At 74.3% G+C, this 16,134-nt stretch carries 12 protein-coding genes and 2 pseudogenes; 4 read left to right on the plus strand and 10 right to left on the minus strand.

Annotated features, from left to right (window positions below; translation table 11 throughout):
- Window positions 1-170: 170 nt before the first annotated feature.
- Window positions 171-707: an ATP-binding protein gene (locus tag ACFWMZ_RS01900; protein ID WP_383199127.1), complete on the plus strand. Its 537-nt coding sequence runs from the start codon at window positions 171-173 to the stop codon at window positions 705-707.
- A gap of 77 nt (window positions 708-784) precedes the next feature.
- On the opposite strand, the gene ACFWMZ_RS01905 is transcribed toward ACFWMZ_RS01900, so the two are convergent.
- Complete coding sequence (locus ACFWMZ_RS01905) at window positions 785-2,023, minus strand: ROK family protein (RefSeq protein ID WP_383170877.1); 1,239 nt, start codon at window positions 2,021-2,023, stop codon at window positions 785-787.
- A 52-nt stretch (window positions 2,024-2,075) separates the two neighbouring features.
- Window positions 2,076-2,735, minus strand: a complete 660-nt coding sequence (locus ACFWMZ_RS01910; RefSeq protein WP_383170874.1) for an alpha-ketoglutarate-dependent dioxygenase AlkB family protein — start codon at window positions 2,733-2,735, stop codon at window positions 2,076-2,078.
- A 132-nt stretch (window positions 2,736-2,867) separates the two neighbouring features.
- On the opposite strand from ACFWMZ_RS01910, the gene ACFWMZ_RS01915 reads away from it, so the two are divergent.
- The gene (locus ACFWMZ_RS01915) at window positions 2,868-4,112 is read left to right on the plus strand and encodes an MFS transporter (protein ID WP_383199129.1); all 1,245 of its coding nucleotides are present in this window, start codon (window positions 2,868-2,870) and stop codon (window positions 4,110-4,112) included.
- Between the two features lie 664 nt (window positions 4,113-4,776).
- On the opposite strand, the gene ACFWMZ_RS01920 is transcribed toward ACFWMZ_RS01915, so the two are convergent.
- Window positions 4,777-6,000 (minus strand): geranylgeranyl reductase family protein, encoded by a 1,224-nt coding sequence (locus ACFWMZ_RS01920; protein ID WP_383199130.1) that lies wholly within the window; start codon window positions 5,998-6,000, stop codon window positions 4,777-4,779.
- Window positions 6,001-6,160: 160 nt separating this feature from the next.
- Here ACFWMZ_RS01920 and ACFWMZ_RS01925 point away from each other — a divergent pair, with 160 nt between their 5' ends.
- Window positions 6,161-7,528, plus strand: coding sequence for a dipeptidase (locus ACFWMZ_RS01925; RefSeq protein WP_383170866.1), 1,368 nt, complete (start codon window positions 6,161-6,163; stop codon window positions 7,526-7,528).
- 324 nt (window positions 7,529-7,852) lie between these two features.
- Here the strand turns inward: ACFWMZ_RS01925 and ACFWMZ_RS01930 are convergent.
- The 3 genes and pseudogenes from ACFWMZ_RS01930 to ACFWMZ_RS01940 all read right to left on the minus strand — a co-directional run.
- A pseudogene (locus tag ACFWMZ_RS01930) lies at window positions 7,853-8,101 on the minus strand (short-chain dehydrogenase); the annotation flags it as partial.
- Between the two features lie 536 nt (window positions 8,102-8,637).
- On the minus strand, window positions 8,638-9,660 hold the full coding sequence (locus tag ACFWMZ_RS01935) for an NUDIX domain-containing protein (RefSeq protein ID WP_383170863.1): 1,023 nt from the start codon (window positions 9,658-9,660) through the stop codon (window positions 8,638-8,640).
- Between the two features lie 202 nt (window positions 9,661-9,862).
- On the minus strand, window positions 9,863-10,834 hold the full coding sequence (locus ACFWMZ_RS01940; RefSeq protein ID WP_383199241.1) for an ROK family protein: 972 nt from the start codon (window positions 10,832-10,834) through the stop codon (window positions 9,863-9,865).
- 258 nt (window positions 10,835-11,092) lie between these two features.
- Between ACFWMZ_RS01940 and ACFWMZ_RS01945 the strand changes: the two genes are divergently transcribed.
- A complete protein-coding gene (locus tag ACFWMZ_RS01945; RefSeq protein WP_383199132.1) occupies window positions 11,093-12,133 on the plus strand; it encodes a LacI family DNA-binding transcriptional regulator in 1,041 nt (346 codons plus the stop codon).
- Window positions 12,134-12,238: 105 nt separating this feature from the next.
- On the opposite strand, the pseudogene ACFWMZ_RS01950 reads toward ACFWMZ_RS01945, so the two are convergent.
- From ACFWMZ_RS01950 to ACFWMZ_RS01965, 4 genes and pseudogenes are all read right to left on the minus strand, one after another.
- Window positions 12,239-12,868 (minus strand): annotated as a pseudogene (locus ACFWMZ_RS01950) (DUF664 domain-containing protein); the annotation flags it as partial.
- A complete protein-coding gene (locus tag ACFWMZ_RS01955) occupies window positions 12,754-14,055 on the minus strand; it encodes a DUF6986 family protein (protein ID WP_383170859.1) in 1,302 nt (433 codons plus the stop codon). The gene ACFWMZ_RS01955 and the pseudogene ACFWMZ_RS01950, both read right to left, overlap by 115 nt.
- Before the next feature lie 209 nt (window positions 14,056-14,264).
- Window positions 14,265-15,227, minus strand: coding sequence for an electron transfer flavoprotein subunit alpha/FixB family protein (locus ACFWMZ_RS01960; RefSeq protein ID WP_383170856.1), 963 nt, complete (start codon window positions 15,225-15,227; stop codon window positions 14,265-14,267).
- Between the two features lie 93 nt (window positions 15,228-15,320).
- Window positions 15,321-16,106 carry an electron transfer flavoprotein subunit beta/FixA family protein gene (locus ACFWMZ_RS01965; protein ID WP_383170854.1) on the minus strand — a complete coding sequence of 262 codons (786 nt, stop codon included), beginning with the start codon at window positions 16,104-16,106 and terminating at the stop codon, window positions 15,321-15,323.
- Window positions 16,107-16,134: the final 28 nt, after the last annotated feature.

A 16,134-nucleotide genomic window follows, 5' to 3' on the forward strand; every position in this document is an offset into this window, starting at 1 on the left:
TGGCGAGTTGCAGGCCCGGACCCCCTGCGTCACTCTGGTCACACGTCACCCTCGGTTTACCGGCGATCACGCTGAGAACCAGCCCGTCGGTGAGCAGGCAGCGGCCTGGCGTGGTCGCCGCCGACATCCGAACGCCGTCTTTTCCGGACTCAATTCGGGGAGTCGCAACCGTGATCAGCCAGCCAAGCAGGCATTGCGCGGTGGAGCTCCAGGCCCTGCCGCCGCGCATCGGCCAGGTGCGCAGAATCGTCTCGGCACAGCTGCGCCACTGGCGTCTCGATCCGCTCGTAGACCGAGCCGCACTCGGCGTGACCGAGCTGCTCACCAACGTCCACCGGCACGCCGAGCCGGACAAGCACTGCACGGTCGAGATCGAGCTGCTGCTCGACCGCCTCACCGTCTCCGTCCGCGACCGCGATCCGCGCCTCCCGGTGGTCCGGGACGCCGAGTCCCACGCCACCTGCGGGCGCGGCCTCGCCCTGGTGGCCGCGGTCAGCGAGTGCTGGGGGGTACGCCCCTGGGAGACCACCGGGAAGGTCGTGTGGTTCACGCTGCCCGCGCCCTGCCCCGTCCCCGCCGAGCCCAGCGGCGCGGCCCTGTACGGCGCGACGACCCCGGGCCCGTTCGCCGCGACCGCCGCCGAGGGCGCGCTCCCCGGCCTGCCCGCAGGCCCTTCCGCTCCCGCCCGGTCGGCCTTCGCCGGCTGACCTCGCGGTGAACGGACGGCCCCGCCGACCCCTTCCCCGAGGGGCCCGCGGGGCCGTTCCTCCGCGCGGACCGGGGCTCAGACAGCGGCCAGGGCAGCCAGCGGGTCGTCGAGCACCGGCTGCCAGGCCAGCTCGGCAGCGCCGACGAGGCTGTTGTGGTCGAGGGTGCAGGAGAGGATCGGCACGCTGCCGCTCCGCCCCCACAGGCTGCGGTCGGCGACGACGGCCCGCAGCCGCTCGGGGTCGGCCTCCAGCAGGGTGCGGTGCAGCCCGCCGAGGATCACCCGGTCCGGGTTGAGGATGTTGACCAGGCCCGCGAGGCCGAAGCCGAGGCGGTCGACCAGCACGGTGACGGCCTCGCGTACGGCGGGGTCGTCGGGGCGCGCCGCGATCAGGTCGCGCGCCTGCTGGAGCAGCGACCCTTCGGGGCCCGGGCGGTGCCCGGCCGCGGCGAGAAAGGCCAACGGGTCGGTCTCGACGTCGAGGCAGCCCCGGCCGCCGCAGTGGCAGGGGCGGCCGTCCGGGTCGACGGTGAGGTGGCCGACCTCCAGGGCGAGGCCGGAACTGCCGCTGTGCAGCCGACCGTCGAGCACCAGCGCGCCGCCCACGCCCCGGTGCCCGGTGGCGACGCAGAGCAGGTCGCGGGCGCCGCGCCCGGCGCCGTGTCGGTGCTCGGCGAGGGCGGCCAGGTTGACGTCGTTGGCGGCGAAGGCGGGACCCGCCACTCCGGCGTCGGCCACGCACCGGCGGAAGATCTCACGGACCGGGGCGCCGGGGGGCCAGGCCAGGTGGAGCGGGTTGAGGGCAGTGCCGTCCGGTTCGGCGACGGCCGAGGGCACGGCGAGCCCCGCGCCCACGCAGCGGCGCCCGGTGGCGGCGAGCAGTCCCGCTCCGGCGTCCACGACGGCGCCGATCACCTCGGCCGGGTCGGCGCCGACGGTCTCGCACCCGGGGGTGGTGGCGACGATCTGCCCGCCGAGGCCGACCAGCGCCGCCCGGAACCCGTCGGAGTGGACCTGCGCGGCGAGGACGACCGGCCCCTCCGGGTCGACCGACAGCCGGTGCGAGGGACGCCCCTGGGAGCCTTCGGCGGTGGGGCGGGCGTCCACGCGGATGAGGCCGAGGGTGGCGAGTTCGGCGGCGACGACGCCGGCGGTGGCGCGGGTGACGCCGAGTTCCGCGGTGAGGACGGCCCGGGTGGGGGCACGGCCGGTACGGACGAGTTCCAAGGCGGGGCCGAGCGCGCCGCGCCCTCTTTCGAGCCGGGTCCGTGGGGGTGTGCCGCCGACCGTGCGGGGCGCCGACTTGCCGTTCATGACGGCGAGTCTCCCACGTCCCGGCACGGCTCCCGCGCCCGCCGCCGGGGTTTCAGCCGGGCAGGCCGGTGACCCTCAGGGTGACGTTGAGCCGTCCCGTCGCGGGGCCGACGGAGGGCTCGGCGGTCCCCGGGTACACCTTGGGCACCCCGTGGTACGCGAACCGGGACGGCCCGCCGAACACCAGCAGGTCCCCCGTCTCCAGCCGGACGTCCTGCCACGGCCGGCCGCGCCCCTCGGTGTTCCCGAGCCGGAACAGGCAGGCGTCGCCGACGCTGAGCGAGACGACGGGCGCGTCGTCCCGCTCGTCCTTGTCCTGGTGCATGCCCATGGTGGCGCCCGGACCGTAGAAGTTGATCAGCGCCACGTCCGGCCGGTACGCCTCGCCCGCCGCCTCGTCCTGGTACGCGTCGGCGACGGCCCGCCGCCCCAGCTCCACCAGCCACCCGGGCAGCGGCGCGACCGGCGCACCGTTCACGTCACCGGCCGTACGCGTGTACCGGTACGGGGCCCAGTGCCAGCCCAGGCAGACGCTCCGCACCGACATCACGCCGCCGCGCGGCAGCTTCGTGTGCCGCATCGGCACGGGCCCCGCCGCCCACCCGCGGCACGCCTCGACCAGTTCCCGCTGCCGCTCCTCGGGCAGCCACTCCGGCACGTGCACCGCGCCCGGGGCGAGCGTGGTGCGGGGCCGGGGGATGAGCGCGGACATACCCAGAATGCTCGCACACCGGCACGCCCCCGCGCCGGGTCTCCCGCGCCCGTCCGGCGGGCCGCCGAGCCCTGGCGGACAACGCGGTCCGGCCGATTGTGCCGGAGCCCGCCGACCCCGTACGCTCACTTTGTGCCGCTCATAAACAAATCGGGGTCCTCAACCCCGCGCAGCGTCTCCTCCCCCGCTCCCCCCTCCCCTCTGTCGGTCCTCCGCCGGGCCCTCATGGTCTTCTTCGCCCTCGACGGCTTCGTCTTCGCCGGGTGGGTCGTCCGCATCCCCGCCATCAAGGAGCAGACCCAGGCCTCCGCCAGCGGCCTCGGACTGGCGCTGCTCGGCGTCTCCGCGGGCGCCGTGGTGACGATGACCCTGACCGGGCGGCTCTGCCGGCGCCACGGCAGCAGGCCCGTCACCGTCGCCGGGGCGCTGCTGCTCGCCGTCGGCGTGACGCTGCCGCCCCTCACCCACTCCGCGCTCGCCCTCGGCCTGGTCCTCCTCGTCTTCGGAGTCGCCTACGGCGGTATCAACGTGGCGATGAACAGCGCGGCCGTCGACGTGGTCGCGGCGCTCGGACGCCCCGTCATGCCCACCTTCCACGCCGCCTTCAGCCTCGGCGGGATGGTCGGCGCCGGACTCGGCGGAATAGTGGCCGGGTACCTGTCGCCCACCTGGCACCTGCTGCTGCTCGGCGTCGTCACCCTGCTGGTCACGGCCGCCGCCGCGCCCGTCCTGCTCCGGCACCCGATGCCGGCACCCGTGCGGGCCGAGCCCGCCGAGCCCGCCGAGGGCGCTGAGGGCGCTGAGGGCACCGCGTCGGCGCCGCTCGCCGGGCGGGCCCGCACGCTGGTCGCCGTCTTCGGGCTGATCGCCTTCTGCACCGCCTACGGCGAGGGGGCGCTCGCCGACTGGGGCGCCCTCCACCTCCAGCAGGACCTGGCCGCAAGGCCGGGCACGGCTGCCGCCGGGTACGCGGTGTTCGCTCTCGCCATGACCGTGGGGAGGCTCAGCGGGACCGCGCTGCTCGAACGGGTCGGGCGTACGGCGACGCTGGTCGGCGGGGGGATCGTCGCGGCGGCGGGCATGCTCGTCGGGGCTCTCGCCCCCTCGCTGTGGGCCGCGCTGGTCGGCTTCGCCGTGACCGGGCTGGGGCTCGCCAACCTCTTCCCCGTCGCCATCGAGCGGGCCGGGGCTCTCACCGGGCCCAGCGGGGTGGCCGCCGCCTCGACCCTGGGGTACGGGGGGATGCTGCTGGGGCCGCCGGCCATCGGGTTCATGGCCGACTGGATCTCGCTGCCCGCTGCCCTGGTCAGCGTGGCCCTCCTGGCCGGCTTGGCCGCCTTGGTCGGCTGGGGGGCGCGGGGGGCTGCCCGCGCCTGAGCCGACTTGGCTGAGCGCCGCTTTCCCGTACCGGTCACTGATGGCCTCAAGCGCCGGCCGGGCTGTCTTCTGGCTGCGCGCCGCTCGACCGTGCCGGTCACTGATGGCCTCAAACGCCGGCCGGGCTTGGTTTTCGCGGTCCGTCCGCCGGGTGGCGCGGGCGGGGCCGCACCGGGGCACCTCCTCGCAGACAGACGAGGCGAAAGCACGTCTTGAGTTCCGGCTACTCCCGTCGGTCTGCTGCCGGGGCACCCCGGCACGTCCCCACCCTCCCGCCTCATCGGCGACCAACCGCCGGTGGTGGGCGAGTCCGTCACCCAGCACCCTTTCGTCCCAAAGCCGCTGCCGGTGGCCACTCTCCCGACCGGCGGTCGCTGCCCCTCCCGACCACCGACCGCCCCTGTGGCGGATCGAATGATCGGGGACGGTCTCACCCACCACCCGTGGGTGGCCGCGTACGAAACCGTGGGGGTGGGGACGTACCACCGCACCCAAACCCAGCCTGGCCGGCGCTTGAGGCCATCTTGGACCGGCACAGTCGAGACGCGGCGCAGCCAAAAGACAGCCCGGCCGGCGCTTGAGGCCAATCGGTGACCGGCGCGGTCGAGACGCACCGCACCCAAACTCAGCCCGGCCGACGCTTGAGGCCAGCAAAAAGGCGCCCTCAGTCGCGCCCAGCGAGCACCCTCGCCGCCACAGGGTGATTCCGAATGAGCTCCCCCAGCGTCGTGGCCCCCCGCGTGATCTTGGCGAACGCGTTCCATGCCGGCCGCACCCCGGTGAGCGCCGCGTGCAGCACCCCGGGCCGTCGCGCGAAGAGCTGATGGAGCCGCCGCCCCACAGCCATCTCCACCCCGAGCCCCGCCTTGATGGCGAAGGCGTAGTTGAGAGCCTGCCGACGGGCGTCCACGGCGTCGTGCGCCTCGGCGATGCGCAACGCCCACTCCCCCGCGAGCCTCCCCGAGCGCAGCGCGTAGGAGATCCCTTCCCGGGTCCACGGCTCCAGGAGCCCGGCCGCGTCCCCGCAGACCACGACCCGTCCCCGCGACAGCGGCGAGTCGTCCGTACGGCAGCGCGTCAGGTGCCCCGAGGAGAGGGAGGGTTCGAACCCGGCCAGCCCGAGCCGGGCGATGAAGTCGGTGAGGTAGCGCTTGGTGGCGGCCCCCTCGCCGCGGGCGGAGATGACCCCGACGGTCAGGGTGTCGCCCTTGGGGAAGACCCAGCCGTAACTGCCGGGCATCGGTCCCCAGTCGATGAGTACCCGCCCCTGCCAGTCCTCGGCCACGGTCTCGGGCACCGGGATCTCCGCTTCCAGTCCGAGGTCGACCTGGTCCAGCTTGACCCCGACATGTGCGCCTATGCGGCTGGCACTGCCGTCCGCGCCGACCACGGCCCGCGCCAGCAGCGTCTCCTCCCCGCGCTCTCCGGAGAGCCCCGAGGTCTGGACGAAGACGGCGACCGTCCGTCGGTCCGGGACCGCCGGGCCGTGCTGCTCGACCCGGAGGACGGTCGCGCCGGTCCGCAGCTCGGCCCCCGCCTTCTGCGCGGCCTCGACCAGCCGCTGGTCGAACTCGGGGCGGTTGACGAGCCCGAAGAGCATCTGCCGGGAGCGGCGCGTACGGGCGAAGCGGCCGTCCAGGGAGAAGGTGACCGCGCGGACGCGGTCCTGCAGGGGGAGGTCGAAGCCGGGCGGAAGGTTGTCCCGCGAGGGGCCGATGATGCCGCCGCCGCAGGTCTTGTAGCGGGGCAGCTCCGCCTTCTCCAGCAGCAGGACGCGACGCCCCGCCACGGCCGCCGCGTAGGCCGCCGACGCTCCGGCGGGGCCTGCCCCGACCACGACGACGTCCCACACCTGCCGGTCGTCACCGGCTGAGTTCTCGCTGCTCACGATGGTCTACCGCTCCCGATCCAGCTTCCTGCCGCGCCTGTCCACGGGCATCCTACGACCGCCGCCGCCCCCCGACCTCTGTGGGAGGATCGGCCATGCATTCGAGGTGCGCCCATCCGCGCGCCACCCGTTCAACGTCGCACCCACCAGGAGCGTGCCCATGTCGTCCACTCCGATCGCCGAGACCGTCGCCGCGCTGATGCCGCGGGCGAAGGAGGAGCTCACCGAACTGGTGGCCTTCCGTTCGGTCGCGGACGAGGAGCAGTTCCCCCGGGCGGAGTGCGAGGCGGCGGCCGACTGGGTGGCCGCCGCACTGCGTTCCGAGGGGTTCGAGGACGTCGCTCTGCTCGACACGCCGGACGGCACCCGCTCGGTCTACGGCTACCTGCCCGGACCCGAGGGCGCGCGCACCGTCCTGCTCTACGCCCACTACGACGTGCAGCCGCCGCTGGACGAAGCCGCCTGGGTGACGCCGCCGTTCACCCTGACCGAGCGCGACGGGCGCTGGTACGGGCGTGGCGCCGCCGACTGCAAGGGCGGGTTCATCATGCATCTGCTGGCGCTGCGGGCCCTGAAGGCCGCCGGCGGCGTCCCGGTGCACATCAAGGTGGTCGCGGAGGGCTCCGAGGAGCAGGGCACCGGCGGTCTGGAACGGTACGCCGAGGCCCACCCCGACCTGCTGCGGGCCGACGCGGTCGTCATCGGCGACTCCGGCAACTTCCGGGTCGGCATGCCGACCGTCACCGCCACCCTGCGCGGCATGGCCATGGTGCGGCTGACCGTGGACACGCTGGCGGGGAACGTCCATTCGGGTCAGTTCGGCGGGGCCGCGCCGGACGCGCTGGCCGCGCTCATCCGCGTACTCGACTCGCTGCGGGCCGAGGACGGTTCCACCACGGTGGACGGGCTGTCGGGTGACGCGGTGTGGCCGGGCCTCCAGTACCCCGAGGAGGAGTTCCGCAAGGACGCGAAGGTGCTCGACGAGGTGCGGCTGACGGGCGATGGGACGATCGCCGACCGGATCTGGGCCCGTCCGTCGGTCACCGTCATCGGGATCGACTGCCCGCCGGTGGTGGGGGCTACGCCGTCGGTGCAGGCGAGTGCGCGGGCGCTGATCAGTCTGCGGGTTCCGCCGGGGGTGGACGCCGACGAGGCGGCGGAGCTGCTGACGGCGCATCTGGAGCGGCATGTGCCGTGGGGGGCGCGGGCCCGGGTCGAGCAGCTCGGGCAGGGGCAGCCCTTCCGGGCGGACACCGGGAGCCCCGCGTACCGGGCCATGGCTGAGGCCATGGCCGCGGCCTACCCCGGGGAGCAGATGCAGGAGGCCGGGCAGGGGGGCTCCATCCCGCTCTGCAACACCCTCGGGTCCCTCTACCCGGAGGCCGAGATCCTGCTCATCGGGCTGTCGGAGCCCGAGGCTCAGATTCATGCGCCGAACGAGTCGGTCGATCCTGCCGAGCTGGAGCGGCTGTCGGTGACCGAGGCGCTCTTCCTGCGGAATTACGCGCGGGGCGCTGGGGCTGTCTGACTTGGTGCTGGGTCTTGGTCGTGCCGGTCGGTGATCTGGCCTCAAGCGTCGGCCGGGCTCGGGGTTCGCGGTCCCTCCGGCGCGTGGGTGTGGTGGGGCCGCACCGGGGTACCTCCTCACAAACTGACAGCTCAAGGGTCAGTCGCATCAAGGCGGCCGAGGTCGTCAGTTTGCTGCGGGGGCACCCCGGCACGACCCCACCCCACGGTCTCGTACGCGACCACCCGCCGGTGGGTGGGGGGCCGTCCCCCATTGCTCGATCACCCGCAGTGACCACCGGCGGGGCATTGGTCAGCGCGCCGCCACCCGGTCGGCAGCCCGTCCGCCCTGTCTGGCATCGACGCGCTCGGCAAGCGCACGGACCTGCTCGGGCACCAAGTGGTCGGGCGGCACCGCGACGCCGGTCCCGCCCGCCGCCGTGACGAGTTCCGCGGTCTCCTCGACGGTTTCGGCCCTGTCGTACTCCGAGCGCTGTTCCCGGGTCGTACGCCCGGTCACGTAAACCGTCGCCCCCGCGACCAGCGCGAACTTCCCACGAAGACCCGGTACCGACGGGTCGGACATCAACCCCATGAAGTTCCTCCCTCCGCACGGCTCGGCCCACGCCCGTCATCGACGCCGACCACTGAGCCACGCTCGACGCAAAACCCGACACGTTGTGTCCTGTTCGACCACCGGCAGCCACTGCCCGACGAAACAGTGCCCGGCGACGGCCCCACCCACCACCGGCGGCTGGCCGCCGACGAGACGGGAGGGCGGGGACGGGCCGGGGTGCCCCCGCAGCAGACTGACGTGAGGAGCCAGAACTCACTACAGGCTCCAGCCTCGTCAGTCTGTGAGGAGGTACACCGGTGCGGCCCCGCCCACGCCACCCCGCGGACGAACCGCACCCACCTCAAGCCCGGCCGGCGTTTGAGGCCAATCAGTGACCGGCACGGCCAGAACGAACCGCACCCACCCCAAGCCCGGCCGGCGTGTGAGGCCAATCAGTGACCGCCACGGTCAAGCGGCGCCGAGCCAAAACTCAGCCCGGCCGGCGATTGAGGCCATCCGTGACCGCCACCCCAAGCAACCCGCAGCCAAAGGCGGCCCAGCCGAACCCCCACACCTCACCGCAGAGGCACGCCGCGCTCCAGGTAGAGCGGCCCCCCATCCCCCCGCGCCCCCACAGCCCACCGCAACCGCTCGAACCGCACGGGCGGCAACAGCCCCTCGGCCTCCTCCAGCGTGACGAACCGGCACCCGCGCAGCTCGGGCCCGGGCAGCAGCATCCCGGCGACCTCACGGCTGTGCAGCCGCCCCCCGTCGAAGAGCAACCGCAACCCCCCGAACCCGGGCGGCACAGGCGGCTCCCAGTCCATGACCAGCAGCCGCAGCGCCCCCTGCTGCAGAGACAGCCCCGTCTCCTCGGCCACCTCGCGCACCCCGGCCGCGGCAGGCGCCTCCCCGGGCTCGACGATCCCCCCGGGGAACTCCCAGCCGGGCTTGTAGGTGGGGTCGACGAGCAGGACGCGGTCGTGCTCGTCGAAGAGGAGGACCCCGGAGGCGACGGTCTCGGCCGTGGGCTCCGGGGTCTGCACGATGTCGCAGGCGCGCGCCCCGCCGTCGTGCAGCAGGTCGGCGATGCGGCGCGCGCTCTGCGGCGGCGTCAGTTCGCGGGTGTCGAGGACGTAGGCGTCCGCGGCGAGCCAGGCGGCGAGTACGGCGCCGTAGGCGGCGGGGTCGTGCGGGTGGCGGGCCGCGGTCCGCGTCCCGGTCGGCGTCGCGGCGGCCCGCGCCCGCAGGATCGTTTCCCCAGGGTCGACCAGTACGTGGCTCACCGCGATGCGGCGGGCCGCCAGCGACCCGAAGATCTCGTCCCGGTACTCCTGGCGCAGCAGGCTGCCGGGGACGATCACGTCGCCGCCGGTCTCTCCGTACAGCGCGGCGGCGGTGTCGACGACGAGCCGCCGCCACATCGGGAGCTCCTGGACGTCCGCCACCTCGGCGAGCCGCTTCGGCGGCAGCAGCCGGACGAGTTGTTCCCCGACGGTGTCGGGATCGAAGAGCACACTTCCCGGAAGCAGCTCCGTCAGTTCTTTCGCCACGGCGGTCTGGTCCGCCCCGAACGCACCGTTGACCCAGATGATCACGGTTCCCCCTCATCCGTAGACGCCAGTGGCTTGCCCGCCCCACAGTGCCACGGAAACCCACCGGGTTCAGAGAGGGCCGCCCGCCGCTGAATGCGCCGGTCGTGCGCCCCTGGGAGCGCCCGTGCGCCGGGGCTGCGCGGGTGGCGAGCACCCCTCGCGCCACCCTCACCCGCGCCCCGCACGCGTGACGGCGTACGCCCCGTCAGGCGGCTTCCCGGCCGCCGTCGGACGCCTGGCCCGGACCGCCCTCCCGGAGCACCGCGGCGGCCGCCCCGATGAGCCCGGCGTCCTGCCCCGTCCGGGCGGGCACCACCGTCAGGCCGCGGACGAAGGCGAGCGTGGCGTACTCGTCGAGCGCCTGGCGCAGCGGGTCGAAGAGGACCTCCCCGGCGGCCGCTACCCCGCCGCCGATCACGGCGATGCGGATCTCGGTCAGCGTGGCGGTGGCGGCTATCCCGGCGGCAAGCGCCCGGCCCGCCCTGGCGAACGAGGCCTGGGCCACCGGGTCGCCGGCGCGGGCGGCGGCGGCCACCGCGGCGGCCGAGGTGTCGCCGTCGGGCCGGGGGCGCCATCCGTCGGCCAGAGCGCGGGAGGCGATGTGGGGACCGCTGGCGATCCGCTCGACGCAGCCCCGGCCACCGCAGGGGCAGAGGTCTCCGTCGAAGTCGACGCTGATGTGGCCGATGTGGCCGGCGTTGCCGCTGGGGCCCGCGTAGAGGCGGCCGCCGAGCACGAGGCCGCCGCCGACGCCGGTGGAGACGACCATGCAGAGTGCGTCGTCGTAGCCGCGTGCCGCGCCCTGCCAGTGCTCGGCCGCCGCGACGGCGACGCCGTCACCGATCAGCCGTACCGGCCGCGCCCCCACCACTTCCCGGACCCGCTCGACCAGCGGGAAGTCGCGCCAGCCGGGGATGTTGACCGGGCTGACCGTGCCGGCGGCCGCGTCGACCGGGCCCGCGCTGCCGATGCCGAGCGCGCCGACCCGCTCCCAGGCGGGCTGCGCGGCGAGTTCCCCGAGCGCCGCGTGGACGGCGGCGACCACCCGCTCACCGTCCTCGTCCGCCGGGGTGGGCCGCTGTGACCGGAGGACGACGCGGCCCTCCCGGTCGACCAGGGCGGCGGCGATCTTGGTCCCGCCGATGTCGAGCGCGGCGGTCAGGTCGGTACGGGTCACGGTCGGAGCTCCTGTGAGGGCACCGGCCGTCGCGGGCGCCCCTGAGTACGTCTCTTGGTCCTGATCCATTGTCCCCCCGGTTTGACAACGTTGTCCACACTCTATGCTCGACGCCACGGCCCCGACAGGCCGGGCCAGACCGGCCGCCCGAACGGCCGGGCCGGGCGCAGGCCCCCGCCGCAGCCGGGGTCCGCGCCGCGGCGGCTGGCCACGCCAGGCACCGGACCCGCGTCCGGCCCGAGGACAGGACAGCGCACCGTGGCCCAGACCGCCCGCCGCCCCGCACCGCGTTACGGCAACCGCCCGACCATGAAGGACGTGGCCGCCCGGGCGGGGGTGGGGCTGAAGACCGTCTCCCGGGTGGTCAACAGTGAGCCCGGGGTGACGGCGGAGACCGAGCGGCGCGTCCGCGAGGCGATCGACGCGCTCGGCTTCCGGCGCAACGACAGCGCCCGGGTGCTCCGCAAGGGACGCACCGCCAGCGTGGGGCTGATCCTGGAGGATCTCGCCGACCCCTTCTACGGACCGCTCAGCCGCGCCGTGGAGGAGGTCGCCCGCGCTCACGGCGCCCTGCTCATCAACGGCTCCAGCGCCGAGGACCCCGAGCGGGAGCGGGAGTTGGCCCTCGCGCTCTGCGCACGGCGGGTGGACGGCCTGGTGGTCATCCCGGCGGGCGAGGACCACCGCTACCTGGAGCCGGAGATCGCCGCCGGGGTGGCCACGGTCTTCGTGGACCGCCCGGCCGGGGGCATCGACGCCGACGCGGTCCTCTCCGACAACGCGGGCGGTGCCCGGGAGGGCGTGGCGCACCTGCTCGCACACGGGCACCGCAGGATCGGCTTCATCGGCGACCTGCCGCACATCCACACCGCCGCCGAGCGGCTGCGCGGCTACCGGGAGGCGATGGCGCGGGCGGGGGCGCCGGTCGACGAGGACTGGGTGTCGATGGGCCCGACAGGGGCGGAGCGGGTGGCCCGCGAGGCCGCGCGGATGCTCTCCGGGCCCCAGCCGGTGACGGCCCTGTTCGCGGGGAACAACCGGGTCACCGTCACCGCGCTGCGGGTGCTGGCCGACCGGGAGCGGCCCGTCGCCCTGGTCGGCTTCGACGACATCGAGCTGGGCGACCTGCTGCGGCCCGGCGTGACCGTGGTGGCGCAGGACGCCGCCCTGATCGGCCGGACCGCCGCCGGCCTGCTCTTCGGCCGCCTGGAGGGCGAACCGGCGCGGGCCCGCCGGGTCGAGCTGCCCACCCGCCTGATCGTGCGCGGGTCGGGCGAGCTGCCGCCTTCCGCGCCGTAGAACTGCAGGGGCGGGCGAGGGCCGCGTTACTCCCCCCGTAGCCCGGTCCAGGCGTTCGCGCAGCAGGTCGGCGTGGCCGTTGTGGCGGGCGTGCTCCTCGATCATGTGGGTGAGGACGTACCGCAGGGAGTACGTCTCGCCGCGCCAGTGGGTGGTCTCGTCCAGGGAGGCCGCGGCGGCCACCAGGGCGCGGGAGCGGGCGCGGGCGGCGTGCCACGCCGCGAACGCCTCCTCGGGGTCGGCCCCGGTGGCGTCGAACTCCGCGAAGGTGCCGTCGGCCGTGCCGGGCCAGTGGGCCCGGACCCGCTCGCCGTTCCAGACGGCCTGGAACCAGCTCCGCTCGACCTCCGCGGCGTGCCGGACCAGTCCGAGCAGGGTGACCCGGAGGGCGGCACGGCCGGCGTGCGGAGCTGGTCCGGCGTCAGCACCTCGCACTTCAGGGCGAGGGCGGCCCGCTGGTGGTCGAGGATGCCGGTGAGGGTGGCCCGTTCGTCGGCGGTCCGCGGGGGCGGGGTACGTCGCTCGGAAGGCATGTGCGGGGCCCTCTCCGCGTCCATCCGCCTCGGGCGAGCGGATTTCGCCGGGCGGGCGGCGGTGCGGCCGCGCGCCCGGCGCTCCGGTCAGGCTCCCTGCGCGCCGCCCAGTTCGGCGCGGCGCGGGCGGGCGTAGGACTCCAGGTCGGCGCGGGTGAGGCCGCTCAGGCGGGCGACCTCGCCGTTGTCGAGGGCGCCGCACTCCAGGCCGCGCAGGAGGTGGCTGCTGAGCGCCTTGGCGGTGGCGGGCTCGTCCATCACGTCACCGCCGGTGCGGTTGGCGTAGGCGGCGAGGCGGGCCGCGGCCTGCTCGAAGCTCTCGCGGTAGAAGGCGAACACGGCCGCGTAGCGGGTGGGGATGTGGGCGGGGTGCATGTCCCAGCCCTGGTAGTAGGCGCGGGCCAGGGCACGGCGGGTCAGGCCGTAGTGGAGGCGCCAGGCGTCGTGGACCTTGGCGGTCGGGCCGACGGGCAGCACGTTGGTGGAGCCGTCGCTGACCCGGACCCCGGTGCCGGCGGCGGCGACCTGCATGACGGCCTTGGCGTGGTCGGCGGCGGGGTGGTCGCTGGCCTGGTGGGCGGCGGCGACGCCGAGGCAGGCGCTGTAGTCGAAGGTGCCGTAGTGCAGGCCGGTGGCGCGGCCCTCGGCGGCGTCGATCATGCGGGCGACGGTGGCGGTGCCGTCGGGGCCGAGGATGGACTGGCTGGTCTCGATCTGGATCTCGAAGCCGAGGCGTCCGGCGTCCAGGCCGTGGGTCTTCTCGAACGACTCCAGCAGGCGGGCCATGGCGGTGACCTGGGCGGCGTAGGTGACCTTGGGGAGGGTGAGGACGAGGCCCTCGGGGAGCGGTCCGGAGTCGAGGAGGGTGGTGAGGAAGAGGTCGAGGGTGCGGATGCCGCGGTCGCGGACGGCGGCCTCCATGCACTTCATCCGGATGCCCATGCAGGGGGCTGCGCTGCCGTCGGCGTAGGCCGCGGCGACGGTACGGGCGGCGCGGACGGCCGCCTCGTCCTCCTCGGCGTCGGGGCGGGGCCCGTAGCCGTCCTCGAAGTCGATCCGCAGGTCCTCGACCGGCTCACGGGTGAGCTTGGCGCGGACGCGGTCGTACACCGGCGCGGCCAGGTCGTCGGCGAGGCCGAGGACGGCGGCGAAGGAGACGGCGTCCGGGGCGTGCGCGTCGAGGGCGTCGAGGGCCTCGTCGCCCCAGTCGCGCAGGGTGGTGGGGCCGAAGGCGTCGGCGGGGACGTAGACGGTGTGGACGGGCTGGCGGGTGCCGGGGTCGCCCGGGTAGCGGCGCTCCAGTTCCGCGTCGACCGGGGCCAGCAGGGCTCCGATCTCCTCGGTGACGCCGCTGCCGAAACTCGTGGCCGCCTGCTCGTGCTGACCCATGCCCACACTCTCCTCATCTTCCGCTTGTCGGAATCAAAGATCCGCAGTGCGAAGTTATCCGGGCGACCTGTTCCGGTCAACACCGGTCGGCCGCGACGGTCGGCACGAGCACCGGGCCGCACGCCGCCGCGCTGAGGACGGTACGCCGGAGCCCCCGGCACCGGCCGGGTGGGCCGGGGGCGGGGGCTCAGGGCGTGATGCTCGGAGGATCAGCCCTTGCGGGTCTTGACTTCCTCGGTGAGCTGGGGGACGACCTCGAAGAGGTCGCCGACCACGCCGTAGTCGACCAGCTCGAAGATCGGGGCCTCTTCGTCCTTGTTGACGGCCACGATGGTCTTCGAGGTCTGCATACCGGCACGGTGCTGGATCGCGCCGGAGATGCCGTTGGCGATGTAGAGCTGCGGCGAGACCGACTTGCCGGTCTGGCCGACCTGGCTGGTGTGCGGGTACCAGCCGGCGTCGACGGCGGCACGCGAGGCACCGACGGCCGCGCCGAGCGAGTCGGCGAGGGCCTCGATGATCGCGAAGTTCTCCGCGCCGTTGACGCCACGGCCGCCGGAGACGACGATCGCGGCCTCGGTCAGCTCCGGACGCCCGGTCGACTCACGCGGGGTGCGCGAGACGACCTTGGTGCCGGTGGCCTTCTCCGAGAAGGAGACGGCCAGCTCCTCGACCGCGCCGGCGGCCGGAGCGGCCTCGACGGCGGCGGAGTTGGGCTTCACGGTGATGACCGGGGTGCCCTTGGAAACGCGGGACTTGGTGGTGAACGCGGCCGCGAAGACGGACTGCGTGGCCACCGGACCCTCGTCACCGGCCTCCAGGTCGACGGCGTCGGTGATGATGCCGGAACCGATCCGCAGCGCCAGACGCGCCGCGATCTCCTTGGCCTCGGCCGAGGACGGCACCAGCACGGCGACCGGCGAGACCGCCTCGTACGCGGCCTGCAGGGCGTCCACCTTCGGGACGACCAGGTAGTCGGCGAACTCGGGGGCGTCGGCGGTCAGGACCTTCACCGCGCCGTGCTCGGCGAGCGCGGAAGCGGTGTCGGCGGCGCCGGCACCCAGCGCGACGGCGACGGGCTCGCCGATGCGGCGGGCCAGCGTCAGCAGCTCCAGGGTGGGCTTGCGGACGGCACCGTCCACGTGGTCGACGTAGACGAGAACTTCAGCCATGGGACTTCAATCTCCTGCTTGCGAAGGGTGAGGGGGCGGTGGGGTGGCCGGTCCCGGCGCTGTCGCGCGCGCTGCGGCCGGTGAGGCCGAGCCTCAGACGAACTTCCGCTCCGCGAGGAAGGCCGCGAGCTGCTTGCCGCCCTCGCCCTCGTCCTTGACGATCGTGCCGGCCGTGCGGGCCGGGCGCTCCGTCGCGGAGTCGACCTTGGTCCAGGCGTTCTCCAGACCGACCTCGTCGGCCTCGATGTCGAGGTCCTCCAGGTCCAGGGACTCCACCGGCTTCTTCTTGGCCGCCATGATGCCCTTGAAGGAGGGGTAACGGGCCTCGCCGGACTGGTCGGTGACCGAGACGACGGCCGGGAGGGAGGCCTCCAGCTGCTCGGTGGCGGAGTCGCCGTCACGGCGGCCCTTGACGGCGCCGTCCTCGACCGAGACCTCGGACAGGAGGGTCACCTGCGGGACGCCCAGGCGCTCGGCCAGGACCGCCGGGAGGACACCCATGACGCCGTCGGTGGAGGCCATGCCGCAGATGACCAGGTCGTAGCCGGTCTTCTCGATCGCCTTCGCCAGCACCAGGGAGGTGCCCATGACGTCGGTGCCGTGCAGGTCGTCGTCCTCGACGTGGACGGCCTTGTCGGCACCCATGGACAGCGCCTTGCGCAGGGCGTCCTTCGCGTCGTCGGGGCCGACGGTCAGCACGGTGATCTCCGCGTCGTCCGCCTCGTCGGCGATCTGAAGCGCCTGCTCGACGGCGTACTCGTCCAGCTCCGACAGGAGACCGTCGACATCGTCACGGTCCAGGGTCAGGTCATCGGCGAAGTGCCGGTCGCCGGTGGCGTCGGGCACGTACTTCACACAGACAACGATCCTCAAGCTCACGCCGGCTCTCCTACTGCATCGTCATTTC

The organism is Streptomyces sp. NPDC058373 (assembly GCF_042723275.1).
In the GTDB taxonomy this organism is placed as follows: Bacteria; Actinomycetota; Actinomycetes; order Streptomycetales; family Streptomycetaceae; genus Streptomyces.